Origin of the sequence: Vibrio sp. ED002 (genome assembly GCF_023277445.1) — a bacterium.
GTDB classification, from domain to species: Bacteria; Pseudomonadota; Gammaproteobacteria; order Enterobacterales; family Vibrionaceae; genus Vibrio; species Vibrio jasicida.
In genome coordinates this window covers 2,122,696-2,139,670 of record NZ_CP080238.1, presented here as the reverse complement: position 1 = coordinate 2,139,670, position 16,975 = coordinate 2,122,696, and the positions used below count along the sequence as shown (strand labels likewise).

Here is a 16,975-nt window from a genome sequence, read left to right as displayed (position 1 = left end):
TCTGAGTCTAATGTAAAGAACTTCAGAGCTTAGGATTAAAGACCAATGGAACCACAAAAAGAATCCAATCCAAACTACCTGCCTTACCCAGTACACCCACAATCTACAGATGATGAAATCGACGTACGCGAACTTTTTAAAGCGTTATGGAAAGGAAAGTGGATTATCATTGTCTCTACGTTAATCTTTGGAATTGGCTCGGTTTTATTTGCCTTGAGCTTACCTAATGTTTACAAGTCTAATGCATTGCTATCTCCGACAGAAAGCGCAAACGGTGGCGGTTTATCAAAGATGGCGGGGCAGTTAGGCGGATTAGCAGCTTTAGCTGGAGTTAATCTCGGAAGTGGTGAATCTTCTCAGACAGACTTAGCAGTACAAGTTATGAACTCACGCCAATTTGTCGATGAATTTATCGACAAACATAACTTATTGGTTCCTTTAATGGCTGCCAAAGGATGGGATATGCAAAGTAACCAGCTAGTTATAGATGAAAGTATATATGATACAGGTTCGGAGGAATGGTTAAGAGAACCTCAAGGATTAAGAGGAAAAAAACCTACAGCTCAGGAAGCTTTTAGTGTTTTTAAGGAAGACGTATTTAAAGTAGAACAAGATAAAGAAAGTCGACTATATGTGATTTCAGTTAAGTTTTTCTCACCTTATATAGCGAAGCAATGGGTTGAGTGGTTAATTGAAGACATTAATAGAGTAATGCGAGAAAGAACGATTAAGGAAACATCGAAAAATCTTAGCTATCTAAATAATCAGCTTACAAAAACTTCAGTTGCTGATATGCAAAGTACGTTCTATAAACTTATTGAAGAACAAACTAAAAGCTTAATGCTTGCTCAAGCGCAAGAGGAATTTATATTTAAAGTAGTAGACCCCGCGTATGCTCCAGAGCTAAAAGCTTCGCCAAAGAGAGGTCTCATCGTTGTTCTAGGTTCTTTATTAGGATTATTACTGGCTATGTTTGTTGTTATAATTTACACCTTTGTTGGTTTAGCAAAAGAAAAAAGGACAACAAAAGTATGAAAATTTGTTATGTCATAACGAAAGCTGACGAAGTAGGTGGAGCTCAAGTTCATGTAAGAGATTTAGCTGAACTAGCTCAAAAAGATGGGCATAGCGTCCTAGTTATTGTTGGAGAAGAAGGGCTATTTGAAAAACAATTAAGAGATTTAAATATTGAAGTGAAAATTGTTGATTCATTACAACGTAAAATTTCTCCGAGTAAAGATATATTAGCTTTGTATGAATTATATAAAGCATTCAAACAGTTTGATCCTGATGTAATCACTTTACATTCATCAAAAGCCGGAATTGTTGGAAGGCTAGCTGCAATTCTATCTAATCATAATACTATTTTTACAGCTCACGGGTGGTCCTTTGCTGATGGTATAGAAGGAAAGAAAAAGAAGTTTTACATTATGATAGAACGCTACTTCTCTCGATATACTAAAAAAATTATTACTGTTTCCGAACAAGATAAAAAACTAGCTATAGCACATAAAGTGTCTTGTCAAGATAAACAGGTTGTTATTCATAATGGTATTAAAACTCTAAATAGAGATATAAAGATTAGTGGTTCTTCAGAGAGTGTTTCATTAATTATGGTTGCTCGTTTTTCTGAGCAAAAGGACCATGAAACATTATTAAATGCTTTAGGAAATATTAGAGAATTAAACTGGAACTTGCGTTTAGTTGGTAAAGGTAAACTAGAGGAACAATATAAAAGCTTAGTTAATAAACTTGGGATTAACCATAAAGTCGCTTTCTTAGGTCAACGAGATGATGTTGATATGCTTCTTGCAAATAGTGACGTTTTTTTATTGATATCGCACTGGGAAGGGTATCCACTATCTATATTAGAAGCCATGAGAGCGGGATTGCCTATTGTGGCATCTGATGTTGGTGGCAACAATGAATCGGTAAAACAAGATATAAATGGATATTTGATTGAAAGAAAAGATGTAGCAGGATTAACAAATGCGCTGAAAATAATGATTAATAACAAACAATTGAGAAATAAAATTGGAGCGCATAATTTAGTTGAATTTAAAGAAAAGCATACGGTAGAGAAAATGTATAATAAAACGTTATCTGTATATCAAGAGTGCGCAAGAACCTGTAATTGAGAAAAATTTACGATGAAAAAAGTTTTAATTATCCCTGCATGTACCGATTTAAATCGAGGTGATCAAGCTTTAGTATGGGAAGCAGCATATTTATTAGAAGATTCGTTGAACAACAATGATAATGATATTGCTATTGTTGATTATGGAATGAATAGTCAGGACCGAGCTAGACAATCAAAGCAGACCCGTGATGCAGGGTTTAAGGTCATAAGAAATATCGTAGAAAATCCCAAAAGAGTAAACTACAAAGAAAACGACTCAGAGGGAGTACATGCAAATAAAGTTCAATTCATTAGAGCTGGTCTTATGGCTTTGTTTGATTTCTTTAGGCATTTTTTACTTCTTATTATGCCGTCAACAAAAGTATTTAATATATTATTTCCTAACAAAGAGCACCAAAGTGCTTTCGAATATATTAAAAATACAGACTTCTTTGTTGTGAAGGGGGGAGGATTCTTACATACATATGGGAAGCTTGAAGACCTTTATTATCTTTGGTTCGGATTATATTACATACTTTTAGCAAAAAGGTTGGGAAAAAAGACTATTTTGTTACCTAATTCAGTGGGGCCAATAACTGGTTGGGCTAATCGATGCTTTATTAAATATGTATTTAATAAAATAGATCTTATTTATGCTCGAGAAAATATTTCTATTGAATGCTTAGAATCGATTGGAGTTAAGCATGCAAAATTTGGCTTTGATTTAGGCTACTATTCTAAAAATGATAGCCTAGAAATATTAGTAAGTCATAAAGAAAATAGTAACGACACTAGACTTAATGTTGGAATTACGGTTCGACCTTATAGATTTCCTGGGTCTAGTGACCCAAGTGAAAAGTATAGTAACTATATAAATTCCATTGCCAACTTTTGTAATAAATATAAATCTGAGATTCGCTTCAGTTTCATAGTACAAGTACAAGGTCCAAGTGCCCATGAAACAGATCGTATTGCTATCAATGATGTAGTAGAAAAACTTGATGATAAGGTTGACTATACAGTTATCGATGCTGATAGAAATTATAAACAAATGCTAGACGTTTATAGTACTTTGGATTATTTAATAGGTACTCGATTCCACTCGGTCATATTCGCCCAGATATCTAATATTCCATCATTGGCTATAGCTTATGGTGGCAACAAAACTAGAGGTATAATGAGAAAGATTGGTCTAGAAGATTATGTGATTGATATAGAATCTATCTCAAGTGAAGAATTAGAAGTAGTCTTTAATAATCTTGTTGAAAATAAAAAAGATTATCAGTCAAAGTTAGATAAAGCAAAGCTCGATATTGAAGAAGATAGAAGCCGAATTATTAATGATATTAGAGGTTTATTATGAAAGTAGGCTTTTTTCACGATCATATCTTCATCAATAAACATGGTGTTAGATATACTTCAGGAACGCTTGATAAGGAATTATGGGAGCGCTATTTTCTTGAAGGAGTAAAGCAAATTTTGGTTTGTTGCCGAGAAAGAGCGTATCAAAATGGTGAGAAACTTGGTGCGATCGCTAGCTCGGAGAATGTGATTTTTGAACCATCTCCTAGTTTGTCGAGTCTTTCTTCTCTTTTGTTTGGAATAAATGAAAGTACGGTTAAAAAGGCTGTTGAAGAGGTTGATTATGTGGTAGTAAGACTACCCAGTGAAATAGGTTTTACTGCGGTAAAATATGCAAAAAAACTCGATAAACCAATTGTTTGTGAAGTTGTAGGTTGCCCGTTTGATGGATTAAATGGTTATGGAACACTACAAGCAAAACTATATGCTCCTGTTATAAGAAAACGAATGAAAAACTGCGTAAGTTTGTGTGACGGAGCTTTATATGTTACCGAATACGCATTACAAAAAAAATATCCTCACGGTAATTCTGAAAATGCCTCTAATGTTTCAATATCGCATGTTAACTATGATTGCTTAGAGTCTCGGATAGATAGATTGAGAAATAATAAAAGCATTAATATTGGGCTTATTGGCGCATTAGATAATGATATTAAAGGCATTGATATTGCTATAAAGTCATTAAAGTCATTTAATGGCGTAAGGCTGAGGGTTTTAGGGAAAGGAGACCCAAGTCGATTTGAAGTATTAGCTGATAAATATGGTGTAGAAATTTATTTTGATGGTTTTATATCAGAAAAAAATAAAATATTTGAATGGTTAGATTTAATCGATATCTATATACAACCGTCGTTCCAAGAAGGATTACCTAGAGCAACGATCGAAGCTATGAGCAGAGGGTGTATCGTTGCATCATCTAATGCTGGCGGTTTAGATGAATTGACACTTCCTGAGTTTATTCATACTCCTGGTGATTCGAGTAAATTGTCTAGAGATATTTTAGAAATTATTAATAGCAGCATTGAAGAAAAGGAAAGGTATATCCGACATAGTTTAGATCAGTCTTCTAAGTATACTAAAGATATACTAAAAGGTAAGAGGCTTTCCTTTTATCAGTCAAACTTTCAAAGATAAATTCATATATGTCTAGAAAAAAAAGTATACTATACTCTTTACTTGGGCAGTTGTTTTTAGTCTTATCCGTACCGATTGTTACTAGATTTTACTTACCTGAAACGGTAGGTATTTATGGTGAGATATTAGCAATTGCAACAATTATAGGTATTAATAGTGCACTAAAGTTAGATGTTAGTTTGGTTTCGACTCCAACAAAACTAAAAAGCAAACATATATTAAGTGTTAGCGTTGTTATTTCTGCAGTCGTCAGTTTTTTAGCTAGCACTATATATGGGGCTTTTAAGTTTAATAACTTAGAGTTTATGGGTCTATTAATAATACTTTCTTTTTCCATATCAATAAATCAGCTTTTAATATATTATGAAACCTCACGTTCTAATATAGATTTTATTTCTAAAGTTCGGTTAAAAAGAGGCTTTATAGCAGCTTTCCTTCAAAGTTCTTTGGGCGGCATAAGTCCTTCTCTATATGCTTTAGTGTTATCTTTAGCTTTTTCTAATTTTATCTCTCTTAGTGGAAGGTTAAAACATACCTTGAAGGTAGTTGTAGTTAGCTGTCGAAACCCTAGATTAATAAAAAGCGTTTTAATAGATAAGCTTCCATTTTGTAAGTATTCGCTTCCACAAGGGCTATTAAACTCAATATCAACGAATATGCCAATAATATATTTAGGTTATTTGGGTGAATATAAATTACTTGGTTTGTATGTCGTTGCTGAACGATTTATTCGTTCTCCAGTTAACTTTGTTAATATTGCAATTAGACAGATTTTTATTGCAGAGTATCGAAGTTCAGAGAATAAATTATATTGTTACTTAAAGTGGTTTATACCTTTAGTATTAATGTGTCTTACTCTAGGCTTGTTAATTTATACTTACTCTGGCATAGCAATTGATATTATTCTTGGTAATAATTGGTCTGAAGTTAGTGATTTAATAATAGTTTTACTTCCATGGTTAATTTTGTCCATAATTCAAGTTCCAGCTTCTGGGACATTTATTGTTAACAATAAAATAAAACAATATGCACTAATTGAGATGAGCGACTTTATATTAAAGTGTGTTGTTTTATATTTTGGTTTGTTAAAAAATGATGTAATGTTATCATTGCATCTATTTGTTTTTGTAGGAAGTATGACATATATTGTTACAGTTGCAATGAGTTTAATTCTGAACTTTAATAAAAGAAATAAATAAAATGAAATTCGTTCTATGTAATTTGTTCTTTTTTTCTTTGTTTTTTCGGGGAGTTTTGCCAACTAAAACATTTGAAATAATGTTAGTGTTTATATTTGTCCTCAGCGTAGTGTCTTCTTTGACTAAGACAAGGGCTAAAGTTGATATTCAAACATTTGGTTTAATATTGTTTATTATTATATCTGCACTTTTTCAAGTATATTTTACTCAACATCTTTCTTTTCTAGCAAATCATGTCGTATATTTGTGTCAAGGCGTCCTTGTGTTCTATAGTGTGAGGTATATTTGTAGTTTGACTGGTACAAATTATGCCCTGAATTCTCTTATTTTTTGGGCAATGATTGTCTCCTTTATTAGCGTTGCGTTTTATATTTTAAATATATATAATTCTTCACCTATATTCGATCTTGTTATTTATCAAAAAACGGGTATGGCAAGGCTTACGGGATTTCAGACAAATCCAAATTACTTTGCACTTACCATTTGTGTTATTCCTCTACTTTGCTTAACCTTACCCAAGGTTAGATACAAAAAACGATGTGTATTCATTGTATTGATTGCTATTCTCTTCTCTGGTTCAAGGGGAGGAATTCTTGCTGCCCTAGTTCCTTTGATTCTCTATCTATATATGAATAGTAAGCATAAGATCTTTTACGGTGCTATTCTAATAATAATTTTGTTTAGCGTTGTATCGTTAATAAACACGGATTTAGTGCCTATGTTATCGAGATTTGATGCATCGAATTCTAATTTTTCTAGTGGTAGAACTGAGCATTGGATAAAGGCTATTGATTTGTTTAGTGAGAATTATTTCTATGGGGTCGGTAATAACTCATTTTCACTCTATGAAACAGAGAATGGAAATCCTATTCAAGTTCATAACAACTATCTGCGATTACTCGCTGAGGGTGGTCTGATTTATTTCTTGTCTTGGGTTGTTTTTATATTATTTCTTGGTCTTAGAAATAAGTTTAAAAGAGAATATTACTTTATTATTCTTCCATTGTTGGTGTTTTCATTAGTAAACGACCCATATATTTCTAAAGAGTTTTGGTTATATCTTTCTATTGCTATTTTGGTCAGTGAGTATTCAAATGACTTGTATGCTTGATATGAGAACTTATATTACGTAATAAGTTATTAATCGCATTTGGCTTGAGATATCACTTCCTGAGGAAAGATATTTTTAATGACTGTTTAAGTTTGTTAAAACAGGCATTGTTTGTGGATTGAAAGAGTGTGAGTATGGTCTTGCTAATTTAATCCGTATTGATTGTACTTAGCAAGGGTTTTGACTGTTTCAATTAAAAAAAGTAAAGAAACAGAACTAAATTTATTGTTGATTATTTGAATTGATTTGATGTGTTTAAGTGAAAATACTATATTTGATTGTTTTAATGATTTGTGTTCTTGCGTGGTATACATCAGCTCTGAATGTTTATTAATCTATATCAGCTAAGATATTTTTCATATTTATACCTTGTTTAAAAATCAGAGTACAGCATTGGAATTAGAGTAGTTTTATGAGTGTGAAAAGAATTAGGTTTGTAGAGTTAGATTCCGTCAGAGGTATTGCTGCATTAGCCGTCGTCATATATCACTATCTATATAGATATAATGAGTTATATGAACATCACGGTCTTAATTTTGATTGGGCATATTGGGGGAAGTATGGAGTCCAGTTGTTTTTTATAATTAGTGGGTTTGTAATATTTATGAGTCTTGAACGAGTGAAGAAACCACTTGATTTTATAGCATCTAGATTTACTCGTTTATTTCCGGCTTACTGGATTGCACTGATTATCACAACATTGGTTGTTTATTCTTTTGGATTGCCAGGGCGAGAAGTACCCATTACTAGCACTGTTATTAACTTTACGATGCTTCAAGAGTTTTTTAAAGTTAGACATGTAGACGGTGTATATTGGACTTTAACAGTCGAGCTGATATTTTATTTTTGGATGTTTGTTTTATTATGTTTAAATAAGTTGAACCACATTAAGCAGTTTATATTTATATTGCTGGTTATTTCCATGGCTTATAACTTAGGGTTTACACCTGAAAATAAGTACATTGAAAAAATATTTATTGTACAATATATGCCTTATTTTTCTATAGGTATAATTTTGTTTAAAGGATACAAAGAAGGGCTTCGATTATCTAATTCTATATTATTATTAATGTCGTTCTGGTTAATGTACATATCTAATGAATTTAGTGTTTTTTGCCTGTCAGTTTTTTTTGTATTTATGGTTTATATCTCTGTTTTTTGTAATGTTAGAATATTAAGAGTAAAAGTGTTTACATTTTTAGGCTCAATTTCCTATTCTCTTTACCTTCTTCATCAAAACATAGGTTATGTAATCATAAATACTGGATATAAACTCGAAGCTTCACCATTTTTTTCTATCGCTACTGCTTTTATAATATCCATTATTTTAGCTTCTATATTAACATTTTATATAGAAGGTCCGATAATGAAATTGATGAGGCAGGCTTATAGAGATAAAAGGTTTACTTTTAAATTAAATGGTTAGAATTCTTGCAAATTCTAATGGTGGTATATACAGAGACGACTTATTGTTTCTTTTTAAATAATTGACTGGCTATTTAAGATGCATGAATTAAGCGGCTTCAATTAACTGAAGCCGCTATTAGTTTGAAAATGAATATAACTTTTAACTATCTTCCCATGCCAAATAAAACGGTTTTTACTGTTAACAGTAAAATTTTCAGTTCCATGCGCCAATTTTGATGTTTGATATAGTATATATCATACTTATGCTTCCATACAGCATCCTCTACAGAGGCACCATACGGGTATTTAACTTGTGCGAGTCCTGTTACACCAGGTTTGACTGCATGTCTAAAGCGGTAATAAGGAATTGCCTTTTCAAGCTCAGAGATAAACACTTCCCTTTCTGGTCTAGGACCAACCATGGACATTTCATCTTTCAATACGTTTATTAATTGTGGGAGTTCATCTATACGTGTTTTTCTAATGAATTTTCCTACACGAGTTACTCGAGCATCATTTTTTGTTGCCCATTTAGCTCCATCTTTTTCTGCATCATTACGCATGGAACGGAACTTTATTACGTCGAATTCTCTATTATATTGCCCAGTTCGTCTTTGTTTGAAGAATATGGGACCAGGCGACTCTAATTTTATGAGTAAGGCTGTGATTAATCCAATTGGCAGGGCGATCCACGACAACATGAATACAAATAGTAAGTCTATAGCCCTTTTTTGACCACTGTTTCTGCGATTTGAAAGGATGGAAAATGCCTTTTGGTGCAAAAAATAGCCACTATGAAGTAGTTCTGTTTCTGTGTAGCCAAGTTGTCTATCAAAGTAACTGACCAGAGGCTCTACCCAAGCACCAAGCTCGGTTGCCGCAACAAGATAGCTTTGCTGTTCGTTACCTAGGTGAGAGCTTTTAAAATGACATAAGGTTTTATTTTTGAAGTCCCTTATGGAGTAGTTGTTAACTTGTGCGACAATCTCAGGATGTCGTTGTAAAACGTCGGAGATTTTCTTCTCATCTGATGTTGGACAGTAAATATAAAGACACTCTTCAGATAAACTCACTGAGCATGCCGTATTTAGATTTTGGTGATTGCCAACTGAAGGGGCATCATTCATCTGTGAAACCCCACTTTTCTGAAAGGTGTTGTCTATATTGTTTGTCATAAAGTATTTGTTGGTAAAAATGTGGTTCGCCTAATTAACAGATTAAAGATCATACTACATTTTTTGATAAAGTTATATCCCAACATAAGCCTGTGCGATACTGTAATACAGTCTTCGTCTTTTTACTCAGTGCTATCTCGGGCTAGTTCAAGTGCTCCAGATCTGCTATTCTCGCTCAAAAATAATTGAAGGATTAATCAATGAAAATCGCAGTTGCTGGGACCGGTTATGTTGGTCTTTCTAACGCTATGTTGTTAGCTCAAAACCATGAAGTGGTTGCAGTAGACATTATCGAAGAAAAAGTGGAGATGTTAAACAATAAGCAATCACCAATTGTGGACGCTGAAATTGAACACTTTCTTGCGATGAAAACACTAAACTTTGTGGCTACGTTAGATAAAGAACAAGCATATCAAGGTGCTGAATATGTGGTGATTGCAACACCTACGGATTACGACCCGCAAACCAACTATTTTAATACTTCTTCAGTTGAGGCGGTGATTAAAGATGTGATGGCGATTAACCCGGAAGCGGTAATGGTAATTAAGTCTACCGTGCCAGTGGGTTATACTGCGCGCATTAAAGAAGAATTGGGCTGTGAGAATGTTATGTTCTCTCCAGAGTTCCTGCGTGAAGGTAAAGCGCTTTACGACAACTTACACCCATCTCGTATTATCGTGGGTGAGCGTAGCGAACGTGCAGAAATGTTTGCAGGTCTGTTAGTTGAAGGCGCATCAAAAGAAGATATCCAAGTTCTCTTTACTGACTCAACAGAAGCTGAAGCAGTTAAACTGTTCTCTAACACTTATCTTGCGATGCGTGTCGCGTACTTCAATGAGCTAGATTCTTATGCCGAGGCGCATGGCTTGGATGCTCGTCAGATAATTGAGGGCGTAGGTCTAGACCCGCGTATTGGCAACCACTACAACAACCCATCCTTTGGTTATGGTGGTTACTGCCTTCCAAAAGACACCAAACAACTGCTTGCGAACTACCAAGAAGTGCCAAACAATATCATTGGTGCGATTGTGGATGCTAACCGCACGCGTAAAGATTTTATTGCAGACTCGATTATTAGCCGGCAGCCAAAAGTTGTAGGCGTATATCGTTTAATCATGAAGGCGGGTTCTGACAATTTCCGTGCCTCTTCTATTCAAGGCATTATGAAGCGCATCAAAGCGAAAGGTATTGAGGTAGTCGTATATGAGCCGGTACTTCAAGAAGCGGAGTTTTTCCATTCACGTGTAATCAAAGATCTTGCAGAATTCAAGCAAGAAGTAGATGTGATAGTCTCTAACCGGATGGTCGAAGAGCTCGCAGATGTTGCAGATAAAGTATACACACGAGATCTTTTTGGTAGCGATTGATAAGATTTTAATCCTGAGAGCCAGTCGTCATAGACTGGCTTTTTCTTTCATTAGGGCTTAAGAATATGAAATATTTAGTGACTGGCGCTGCAGGTTTCATTGGTAGTGCGACGGCAGAAAAACTTAATGCAGCAGGGCATGAGGTCGTCGGGATCGACAACCTAAATGACTACTATGATGTTAACTTGAAACATGCTCGATTAGAACGTATTGAAAACCCACTATTTAAGTTTGTTAATGTAGACATTGCTGATCGTGACGCAATGGAGCTGTTGTTCGCAGTGGAGAAATTCGATCGAGTTATTCACTTAGCTGCCCAAGCAGGTGTTCGCTATTCATTGGAGAACCCACATGCTTATGCAGATTCAAACTTAGTTGGGCACTTAAACATCCTAGAGGGTTGTCGCCAAAATAAGGTAGGCCATTTGGTTTATGCCTCTTCGAGCTCCGTTTATGGTTTGAACGCCAAGGTGCCATTTGCGACGTCTGACAGTGTTGATCACCCAGTATCGCTATATGCAGCAACGAAAAAGTCTAATGAGTTAATGGCTCATAGCTATTCTCATCTGTATGACATCCCAACAACAGGTTTGCGCTTTTTCACTGTGTATGGCTCTTGGGGGCGACCTGATATGGCGCCATTTATTTTCACTAAGAAGATCCTTGATGGTGACACTATTGATATTAACAATAATGGCGATATGTGGCGTGATTTTACTCACGTCGACGACATTGTCGAAGGTGTAGTCCGTATTGCAGACGTCTTACCAACTCGAAATAAAAGCTGGACTGTAGAATCCGGAACTCCAGCAAGCAGTTCAGCGCCTTACTCGGTTTACAACATTGGTCATGGCTCTCCAATTAATCTCATGGACTTTGTTAAAGCGATTGAAGATGAGCTCGGTATCGAAGCGAAGAAAAACTTCCGTGAGATGCAGCCTGGGGATGTTTATCAAACCTACGCAGATACAGAAGATTTGTTTGCTGCAACAGGTTACAAGCCACAGGTAACGGTCAAAGAAGGCGTTGCTGAGTTTGTGTCTTGGTATAAAGATTTCTACAACAAATAAATACCAAACGAGGCGAAAGCCTCGTTTTTTATGAATAGCTAGGTTAACACTTAAATGATTAAAAAATGTCTATTTCCTGCAGCGGGTTACGGTACTCGTTTCCTACCTGCAACTAAGTCCATGCCGAAAGAGATGATGCCAGTGGTGAACAAGCCATTGATTGAATATGGTGTTGAAGAAGCGATTGAAGCCGGCATGGATAGCATGTGCATTGTCACTGGTCGTGGCAAACATTCGTTGATGGATCACTTCGATAAAAACTATGAGTTGGAACATCAAATTTCAGGAACAAGCAAAGAAGCACTGCTGGACGATATCCGCTCTTTGATTGATTCAGCGAGTTACACATACATCCGTCAACGTGAGATGAAAGGCTTAGGCCACGCTATTCTGACGGGGCGTGAGTTGGTTGGGGATGAGCCATTTGCTGTTGTTCTAGCAGACGACCTCTGTGTGAATAAAGAGTGGGGTGTATTGGCGCAGATGGTAGAGCTCTACAAGCAGTTCCGTTGCTCTATTGTTGCGGTTCAAGAAGTTCCAGAAACTGAAACTCATAAATACGGCGTGATTGCTGGTGAGATGATCAAAGACGACATCTTCCGAATTGATAACATGGTAGAAAAGCCAGAGCCGGGCACAGCACCAAGTAACTTAGCAATTATTGGTCGCTATATCTTAACGCCAGATATTTTTGATCTTATCGAAAATACTGAACCAGGCAAAGGTGGAGAAATCCAAATTACTGACGCATTGATGCAACAAGCTCAATCTGGTTGTGTTATCGCTTACAAATTTAAAGGTCAGCGTTTTGACTGCGGCAGTGTAGAAGGTTACATCGAGGCGACAAACTACTGCTACGAAAACCTATACAAAAAAGCGTCTAGTGCTGAGCTTGCTAAAACACCAACCGTAAAGGTTGCTGAACCTGCATAGTTGTTCAGTCTCGTTACCAATGTGCTTTAACATGGCTTTCTGATGTACAAAGCTTAGTTAAAGCACGTTGATATTCAAATTCTTATGCTGTTTAACTCATTAACAATAAGTAAGAACTAGGTTGTATCGTTCTAATGTCGGCTGATATTAGTTTAATAAACCACTTCAATTCCCTCTGCTTCCAATTTTTCTCCTAACTCTTTTTTTGCTTCTTTCTCTCCATGTATCAAATGCACGGCTTTTGGCTGTGTTGGAATACCAGCAACAAACTTCAATAAATCGCTTTGGTCTGCATGTGCAGAATATCCAGAGATGGTATGGATCTGCGCGTTGGCTTCGATTGGTTGATTATCGATATCTATCGTGTGGCTGCCTGATTGGATTTCTCGCCCTACGGTTCCTTGCGCCTGATAACCCGCAAATAACACATCATTTCTCTCGTCTGACAAGAGCGCTTTTAAGTAATTGACGATTCTTCCTCCTTCGCACATACCGGATGCCGCGACGACAATCGCAGGCTCATCGGTGGAGGCTAGTCGATTTACTAATGCTTGATGTTCTCGATGGCCTTCTACAGTAATGCATTGCTCAAAGGCGAGGGGATGGCGATGATTGTTGAGCTTTTGCTTTGCTTCTTTCCCCCACAATTTTTTGAAACGGCGGTAGGTCTTCGTAATTCTTTTCGCAAGCGGTGAGTCTAGGATAATTGGCAAAGAAGACGACAGGTCGCGTAGGTGAATCAGCTGTTCAATATCGAATAACAGTTCCTGCGTACGTCCCACGCTGAAAGCTGGGATCAGAATTACACCACCGTCTTGCAGTGCGTGATCGATAATGGCGTTCAAGCGCTCAGTTCGAGTGGCAATGTCTTCATGCTCTTTGTTGCCGTATGTGGACTCGATGAACAAATAGTCGGCACGCTTTGGCGGCTTTGGATCGGGCAAGAGCGGGGTATTGGACGGACCTAGATCTCCGGAAAACACGATGATTTCATGATTAGAGAGTTTGAATTCCACATAAGCGGAACCAAGAATGTGCCCTGCAGGTTGAAAGCGCAGGTAACATTGTTTGCCAAGTGGCAGCCATTGTTGGTAGTCATGGGGTCTTATCTGTTTTTTAATGACGTTGAGGACTTGTTGACGCTGATGAAAGTTCAAACCCAGTTGCAGCTTTAATCCATCTTCTAGCATGAGCGGTACCAGTTCGGCTGTTGCTTTGGTGCAGTAAATGGGGCCGTTAAATCCAGCTGCAAACAACCAAGGTAGGCGTCCAATATGGTCGATGTGAGCATGAGTTAGGACTAATGCTTTGATGTGTTTTACCGGAAACTCAATATCCAGTGACGCCTTGCGGTTGCCAAAATGGATGTCTTTGCCTTGGAAGAGTCCACAATCGATCAAGATGCTGCCGTGCGGCAGCCTCAACTCATGACAAGAGCCAGTGACGGTATGTTTCCCACCATGGTGAATCACACTGGCGATGTCTGATATTGGTGTTGTCATGTCGATTGCTCCTCCTTGAACAGGCGTAGGTCAATAGTAGATCTTGAGAGTAGGGTAAGTGAATAGAGTTCGTTGGTTGGATGGAATTGAGTGGGAATAACTGGAAGTGCGATTTAGTTCTTTGTTTTGATGTAAGTCGTTTTTCGTTACTTAACTTTAGGTTTGACACATGTGGTTAGTAGATTCCTGATGTCGCTTAGGCTCCTCGGAATGACAGAATTTACTGAGTCGGTCGTAAGCAAATAAAAAGGGATGCGTGAAGCATCCCTTTGTTATTTCTGCTTAGTAAAAAGCGAAATTAAGCTTTAGCTGCCGCCGCTGCTTTAGCGATAGCTACGAAGCTCTTAGCGTCTAGAGAAGCGCCGCCAACTAGAGCACCGTCGATGTCTGGTTGTGAGAAGTAAGCTTCAGCGTTTTCTGGCTTAACGGAGCCGCCGTATTGGATGATTACTTGTTCTGCAACTGCTTCGTCTTTCGCTGCGATCAGTGCGCGGATAGAAGCGTGGATGCGTTGTGCATCTTCAGCTGTTGCTGCTTTACCAGTACCGATAGCCCAGATTGGTTCGTAAGCGATGATTGCGCCGTTTAGAGCTTCAACACCGTAAGTGTCGATAACTGCGTTGATTTGACGTGCACATACTGCTTCAGTTTCGCCAGCTTCATTTTGAGCTTCAGATTCACCGATACAGAAAACAGGCGTTAGACCGTTTTCTTTTAGGAAGTTGAATTTCTTCGCGATGAACTCGTCAGATTCGTTGTGGTATTCACGACGCTCTGAGTGACCGATTATGATGTGAGAAGCACCGAAGTCTTTCAGCATTTCTGGAGACATGTCGCCAGTGAAAGCACCGCTGTTGTTTAGGTCAGTGTTTTGTGCGCCTAGGATAACTTTGTTATCACCTTCTGCGATTACACACTCAGCTAGACCGATGTAAAGAGCTGGTGGAGCTACTGCTACGTCAACACCTTCAACGCCTTCAAGTTCAGCGTTAATACCAGCTAGCAGCTCAGTTACCATTGCTTTGCTACCGTTTAGTTTCCAGTTACCCATCACTACAGGACGACGCATAGGAATATCTCCCTTATCTTTAATGTAAATAGTCTATTAATGTAAAAAATCTACGTAGGAATATAACAGAATAATGTGAACAGATCATGATTGGCGTCATGTCTTATTCGGCTTTCTTCATCTGGTCGGTGCTGCATTTGTTCTATACCCAAGTAACCTCGAGATGCTAGGTTCAGCGAGAATGACTTGGTTTGCAGGCGAGGCAACAATTTGAAGATCTAGTGGTTCTAAATTAAAAATTGTTAACAAAGTATGCAGACCAAGGCCGCTCACCCTTCGGGAGCGTGTCATGGAACCGATGCTGCGTTGTTTTCCTAGCTTGCATTTTCGGTAAACAGGGAATCAATGACAACGCTCTGGACCCTGTATCTTGAGGTCACTTGGGCCTATCCATTTTATCAAAAGCAATCGATTGGTGATCGCGTAGACAGAATGATAGTTCATTCCTCGGAAATTGCCGCTTAGATTGGTATTACTACGGGTTAAAAGTTAGCCGTAATAAGAAAGGAATCAAAATGCCAAACTTAGTTTTAGAATATTCCAACTCAGTTGATGAACGTGTGAATGTTCAAGGATTGTTGGAAGACTTACACAAAGTGGCCTTAGACTGTGGTTTGTTTGAGCTTGCGTCCGTCAAATCTCGTGCGCTTCGTTGCCACAACTGGTTGGTAGGGGAAGAGGGCGATAGTGTTGACTTCATCCATATCAACTTTGATTTGCTTGCGGGAAGAAGCCCAGAACAGAAGCGGGAATTATCAAGAGCACTGATGGTGGTGTTGCAAGAACAAGCGAGCCATGTTCGCAGTTTGACTGTGAATGTTCGAGATATGGATATTGATTGCTTCCAGAAGGTGGTAAATTAGACACACTAGGATTTACGTAGTGCGGCCAAGGAGTTGTCGCACTTTCAATATGTTGAGTGTTTCGATGTCGATTAAAGAATTACTGTTTTCTTTCCAAGGTCGTATAGGCCGCAAAACTTACTGGATGTGGAATATCATCTACTACATCATGATCTTGGGCTTCGGTGCAGGCATCAGTAAGTTGTTCCCTGCGTTCTCTTATATTCTTCTGCCTATCTTCTTATTGATTCTTCTTATCCCAGACTTAGCGATCACCACTAAGCGCTGGCATGACCGTAATAAGTCGATTTACTGGCTAGCGTTAAACATCCCGTTGATCATTGGCCGAGTTGCCACGCCGATGACGAATCCAGCAGCACAAGACCCATCGACACCGCAAATGATGATTGCTTCTATTTCTCTGATTTGTGGCCTGTGGATTCTGGTGGAGTGTGGTTTCTTGAAAGGTACGGCAGGTCAAAACAACTACGGTCCTGAACCGAAGTAAGGCCTTTGGGTATCGAACTTGTCGAAAGTAGATTCTTAGTCTCGCTGAGGCTCGCTAGAATGACGGATTTCTTTTATTTAATAGTAAGTTAAGTTAACCGTCATTCTGAACGGCGAGGGACGAGCGTGATTCAGAATCTACTCACCGAGTACTTCGAGTTTGCAGTAAACGACCGAG

Annotated in this window: 15 protein-coding genes; 12 read left to right on the top strand and 3 right to left on the bottom strand. The window is 37.7% G+C overall.

Annotated features, from left to right (window positions below; translation table 11 throughout):
- Positions 1-45: 45 nt before the first annotated feature.
- From ITG12_RS09900 to ITG12_RS09870, 7 genes are all read left to right on the top strand, one after another.
- On the top strand, positions 46-1,035 hold the full coding sequence (locus ITG12_RS09900) for a Wzz/FepE/Etk N-terminal domain-containing protein (protein WP_248873011.1): 990 nt from the start codon (positions 46-48) through the stop codon (positions 1,033-1,035).
- The gene (locus tag ITG12_RS09895) at positions 1,032-2,138 is read left to right on the top strand and encodes a glycosyltransferase family 4 protein (protein WP_248873010.1); all 1,107 of its coding nucleotides are present in this window, start codon (positions 1,032-1,034) and stop codon (positions 2,136-2,138) included. Before ITG12_RS09900 ends, ITG12_RS09895 begins: the two co-directional genes overlap by 4 nt.
- 12 nt (positions 2,139-2,150) lie before the next feature.
- Entirely contained in the window at positions 2,151-3,482 is a 1,332-nt protein-coding gene (locus ITG12_RS09890; protein WP_248873009.1) for a polysaccharide pyruvyl transferase family protein, read from the top strand.
- Entirely contained in the window at positions 3,479-4,615 is a 1,137-nt protein-coding gene (locus ITG12_RS09885; RefSeq protein ID WP_248873008.1) for a glycosyltransferase, read from the top strand. The genes ITG12_RS09890 and ITG12_RS09885 overlap by 4 nt, the downstream gene beginning before the upstream one ends.
- 8 nt (positions 4,616-4,623) lie before the next feature.
- A complete protein-coding gene (locus ITG12_RS09880) occupies positions 4,624-5,814 on the top strand; it encodes an oligosaccharide flippase family protein (protein ID WP_248873007.1) in 1,191 nt (396 codons plus the stop codon).
- 292 nt (positions 5,815-6,106) lie between these two features.
- The gene (locus ITG12_RS09875; RefSeq protein WP_248873006.1) at positions 6,107-6,925 is read left to right on the top strand and encodes an O-antigen ligase family protein; all 819 of its coding nucleotides are present in this window, start codon (positions 6,107-6,109) and stop codon (positions 6,923-6,925) included.
- 412 nt (positions 6,926-7,337) lie between these two features.
- Complete coding sequence (locus ITG12_RS09870) at positions 7,338-8,351, top strand: acyltransferase (protein ID WP_248873005.1); 1,014 nt, start codon at positions 7,338-7,340, stop codon at positions 8,349-8,351.
- A 145-nt stretch (positions 8,352-8,496) separates the two neighbouring features.
- Here the strand turns inward: ITG12_RS09870 and ITG12_RS09865 are convergent, their stop codons facing one another.
- A complete protein-coding gene (locus ITG12_RS09865) occupies positions 8,497-9,507 on the bottom strand; it encodes a sugar transferase (protein WP_248873004.1) in 1,011 nt (336 codons plus the stop codon).
- A gap of 200 nt (positions 9,508-9,707) precedes the next feature.
- On the opposite strand from ITG12_RS09865, the gene ITG12_RS09860 reads away from it, so the two are divergent.
- From ITG12_RS09860 to galU, 3 genes are all read left to right on the top strand, one after another.
- Positions 9,708-10,874, top strand: a complete 1,167-nt coding sequence (locus ITG12_RS09860) for a nucleotide sugar dehydrogenase (protein WP_248873003.1) — start codon at positions 9,708-9,710, stop codon at positions 10,872-10,874.
- Positions 10,875-10,939: 65 nt separating this feature from the next.
- Positions 10,940-11,944 carry an NAD-dependent epimerase gene (locus ITG12_RS09855; RefSeq protein WP_248873002.1) on the top strand — a complete coding sequence of 335 codons (1,005 nt, stop codon included), beginning with the start codon at positions 10,940-10,942 and terminating at the stop codon, positions 11,942-11,944.
- 54 nt (positions 11,945-11,998) lie between these two features.
- On the top strand, positions 11,999-12,877 hold the full coding sequence (gene galU / locus ITG12_RS09850) for a UTP--glucose-1-phosphate uridylyltransferase GalU (RefSeq protein WP_248873001.1): 879 nt from the start codon (positions 11,999-12,001) through the stop codon (positions 12,875-12,877).
- A gap of 152 nt (positions 12,878-13,029) precedes the next feature.
- Here galU and ITG12_RS09845 read toward each other — a convergent pair whose 3' ends face one another.
- Together ITG12_RS09845 and tpiA are read right to left on the bottom strand one after the other, a co-directional pair.
- On the bottom strand, positions 13,030-14,379 hold the full coding sequence (locus ITG12_RS09845) for an MBL fold metallo-hydrolase (RefSeq protein WP_248873000.1): 1,350 nt from the start codon (positions 14,377-14,379) through the stop codon (positions 13,030-13,032).
- Positions 14,380-14,677: 298 nt separating this feature from the next.
- A complete protein-coding gene (gene tpiA, locus ITG12_RS09840; protein ID WP_038876836.1) occupies positions 14,678-15,448 on the bottom strand; it encodes a triose-phosphate isomerase in 771 nt (256 codons plus the stop codon).
- Positions 15,449-15,963: 515 nt separating this feature from the next.
- Here tpiA and ITG12_RS09835 point away from each other — a divergent pair.
- Both ITG12_RS09835 and ITG12_RS09830 read left to right on the top strand, forming a co-directional pair.
- Entirely contained in the window at positions 15,964-16,311 is a 348-nt protein-coding gene (locus tag ITG12_RS09835; protein ID WP_104035045.1) for a 5-carboxymethyl-2-hydroxymuconate Delta-isomerase, read from the top strand.
- A 64-nt stretch (positions 16,312-16,375) separates the two neighbouring features.
- Positions 16,376-16,798 (top strand): DUF805 domain-containing protein, encoded by a 423-nt coding sequence (locus tag ITG12_RS09830; RefSeq protein ID WP_005442827.1) that lies wholly within the window; start codon positions 16,376-16,378, stop codon positions 16,796-16,798.
- Positions 16,799-16,975: the final 177 nt, after the last annotated feature.

Coding starts and splice junctions, on each gene's coding strand:
- ITG12_RS09900 (WP_248873011.1), top strand. CDS start 46: ATGGAACCACAAAAAGAATCCAATCCAAACTACCTGCCTTACCCAGTA.
- ITG12_RS09895 (WP_248873010.1), top strand. CDS start 1,032: ATGAAAATTTGTTATGTCATAACGAAAGCTGACGAAGTAGGTGGAGCT.
- ITG12_RS09890 (WP_248873009.1), top strand. CDS start 2,151: ATGAAAAAAGTTTTAATTATCCCTGCATGTACCGATTTAAATCGAGGT.
- ITG12_RS09885 (WP_248873008.1), top strand. CDS start 3,479: ATGAAAGTAGGCTTTTTTCACGATCATATCTTCATCAATAAACATGGT.
- ITG12_RS09880 (WP_248873007.1), top strand. CDS start 4,624: ATGTCTAGAAAAAAAAGTATACTATACTCTTTACTTGGGCAGTTGTTT.
- ITG12_RS09870 (WP_248873005.1), top strand. CDS start 7,338: ATGAGTGTGAAAAGAATTAGGTTTGTAGAGTTAGATTCCGTCAGAGGT.
- ITG12_RS09865 (WP_248873004.1), bottom strand. CDS start 9,507: ATGACAAACAATATAGACAACACCTTTCAGAAAAGTGGGGTTTCACAG.
- ITG12_RS09860 (WP_248873003.1), top strand. CDS start 9,708: ATGAAAATCGCAGTTGCTGGGACCGGTTATGTTGGTCTTTCTAACGCT.
- ITG12_RS09855 (WP_248873002.1), top strand. CDS start 10,940: ATGAAATATTTAGTGACTGGCGCTGCAGGTTTCATTGGTAGTGCGACG.
- galU (WP_248873001.1), top strand. CDS start 11,999: ATGATTAAAAAATGTCTATTTCCTGCAGCGGGTTACGGTACTCGTTTC.
- ITG12_RS09845 (WP_248873000.1), bottom strand. CDS start 14,379: ATGACAACACCAATATCAGACATCGCCAGTGTGATTCACCATGGTGGG.
- tpiA (WP_038876836.1), bottom strand. CDS start 15,448: ATGCGTCGTCCTGTAGTGATGGGTAACTGGAAACTAAACGGTAGCAAA.
- ITG12_RS09835 (WP_104035045.1), top strand. CDS start 15,964: ATGCCAAACTTAGTTTTAGAATATTCCAACTCAGTTGATGAACGTGTG.
- ITG12_RS09830 (WP_005442827.1), top strand. CDS start 16,376: ATGTCGATTAAAGAATTACTGTTTTCTTTCCAAGGTCGTATAGGCCGC.